This is a genomic window from Hydrocoleum sp. CS-953, from assembly GCF_002260545.1.
Classification (GTDB): Bacteria; Cyanobacteriota; Cyanobacteriia; order Cyanobacteriales; family Microcoleaceae; genus Trichodesmium.
The window spans coordinates 1-2,246 of the sequence record NZ_LGSU01000136.1; the positions used below are offsets into that span (position 1 = coordinate 1).

At 33.9% G+C, this 2,246-nt stretch carries 2 protein-coding genes; one reads left to right on the forward strand and one right to left on the reverse strand.

Features of this window, described 5'->3' with window-relative positions; genetic code table 11:
* Nucleotides 1–533 precede the first annotated feature (533 nt).
* Nucleotides 534–683: a hypothetical protein gene (locus AFK68_RS43975; protein WP_371357182.1), complete on the forward strand. Its 150-nt coding sequence runs from the start codon at nucleotides 534–536 to the stop codon at nucleotides 681–683.
* A 563-nt stretch (nucleotides 684–1,246) separates the two neighbouring features.
* Here AFK68_RS43975 and AFK68_RS00975 read toward each other — a convergent pair.
* Complete coding sequence (locus tag AFK68_RS00975; protein ID WP_094670918.1) at nucleotides 1,247–1,798, reverse strand: peroxiredoxin; 552 nt, start codon at nucleotides 1,796–1,798, stop codon at nucleotides 1,247–1,249.
* Nucleotides 1,799–2,246 lie beyond the last annotated feature (448 nt).

The following is a 2,246-nucleotide window of genomic DNA, read 5'->3' on the forward strand; positions in this document are numbered from 1 at the left end:
GCATGAGATAGTCTGTTCTAAATTATAAATTTTCCACTCTAGATAATTATTAATTGTATTCCTAGGTCATGCTCCGCAAACGGCACCTCGTCACATGAACATTGTTAATTGGTGAACATGGGGGATGCTGTCGTTGATAATTCTGAATTTGCTATCTGTGAAAATCTTATNATTTTCCACTCTAGATAATTATTAATTGTATTCCTAGGTCATGCTCCGCAAACGGCACCTCGTCACATGAACATTGTTAATTGGTGAACATGGGGGATGCTGTCGTTGATAATTCTGAATTTGCTATCTGTGAAAATCTTATTTATCCCATTCTCAAATAAGTTTGGAAAACCTACCACCAAAATTTTATTTTATGGAGTCATCAATCTTTAAGTTGTGATGAACAATTATCAGGATTTCCTGAATATATTTTAGCTAAACGTTCCCCTTTAGGTAAGGTTGTCTTTGATCGACCATACTTTATTTTAGTTGAAGCTAAACAAGACAACTTTGAAACAGGTTGGGCACAATCTTTAGCAGAGATGATTGCTGCTCAAAGATTAAATCAAGAAAATCTCATTATTGTTTTTGGTATTGTTTCTAATGGTGCAACATGGCAATTTGGTAAATTAGAATTTGAGAAATTTACTAGAAATATTACTGCTTTTACTATTTTCGGAGAACTTTTTTAAGAGCGTGAAGTAGGTACTAATGTTTTTAGATAAATCCCAGTTTTAGAAGGATTAATAATTCCTTGCTTAAGTTGCTTCTTGCTGNCAGAGATGATTGCTGCTCAAAGATTAAATCAAGAAAATCTCATTATTGTTTTTGGTATTGTTTCTAATGGTGCAACATGGCAATTTGGTAAATTAGAATTTGAGAAATTTACTAGAAATATTACTGCTTTTACTATTTATGAGCTAGATAAATTATTTGCTGTAGTAAATTTTGTCTTTAAATAATGTGAAATACAGCTAAATAATTTGGTTTTAATGTAAGTATTTCCTGCGGAATGCTGCGCAAACAGCTCTTAGGAGTCAGCTATTAACCATGAATAATTATTGTTATGATTAAGGAAGAATTTTCAGATTATAGAGATGTTTAATTAAACATCTCTACTGTAATTATGATTTTACAAAATTTGATATAGCTAAGAAAGAATTAGTTAGGACATAGACTGATGATAAATCTTAGAAAACGGAAATGTTTTTCCAACTGTTCCCTATTCCCGATTCCCGATTCCCTGCTATATTAATTAACTCTGCTGCAACTCATCCAAACGTGCCAAAACTTCTTGACTATGAATAGGCGGTCTTACTCCTAGAAAAATCTCCTGCAACATCCCATCTGGGTCGATAATAAAAGTATGCCTCATTGAAAAAAAGTTTAGCCATGAACCGTAAGCTTTACTAACAGTTCCGTCCGTATCAGCTAACAATGGAAATTTTAATCCTTCAGAATCACAAAATTCTGCGTGGGAGTCTATATCATCTGCACTAACACCTAAAATTCGAGCATTTCTAGAAATATATTTTGGTAAATCTTGCTGAAACCTACGCGCTTCTATTGTGCAACCAGAGGTAAAATCTTTAGGGTAAAAATAAAGCACTACCCACTCACCACGATAATCTGATAAAGAAATTTCCCCATCCCCTGTATTAGTAGGTAAGGTAAATTCTGGTGCTGGTTGGTATAACTCAGGTAGTTTACCTCCAAGTGCCCAAACATTGGGAATAAAGTTAAACCAAGTTATCAAAGCTAGACAAATAGCTAAAAATATGGTATTCAAATGCCGACGAGATGTCATAATTTATGATGAAAACTCTACTTCATATAAGTTTACATAAATTTGGGAACAAATTTTCTGTGAAAAATTGCCTATGTATCGTCCCATTTAGATGAGCATCTAAATAGTTTGTCAAGATTGATTTGATGGGTAAGCTATTAAATTCTCTCCCTTGTCTTTCTAGTAACTCTCTCAACCAATCATTGGAAAATTGACTAAAAAATAAGGTCTCAAGCTTCTTCTGGGATAGGGGATGAAAAAAATTAACTTCAGTATTCAACTATTGCACAACAGTTTTTAGATTTTAGATAAATTGGTCAGGGTAGGGATAGTCCTACGCACCCCTAGGCGATCGCCTAATTTGATTCAGATTGATCATTCATTTAACTATTGCACAACAGTTTTTAGATTTTAGATAAATTGGTCAGGGTAGGGATAGTCCTACGCACCCCTAGGCGATCGCCTAATT

Bases quoted from the DNA above. Each gene is read 5' to 3' on its own strand.
- AFK68_RS43975 (WP_371357182.1), top strand. From the start codon at position 534: ATGATTGCTGCTCAAAGATTAAATCAAGAAAATCTCATTATTGTTTTT.
- AFK68_RS00975 (WP_094670918.1), bottom strand. From the start codon at position 1,798: ATGACATCTCGTCGGCATTTGAATACCATATTTTTAGCTATTTGTCTA.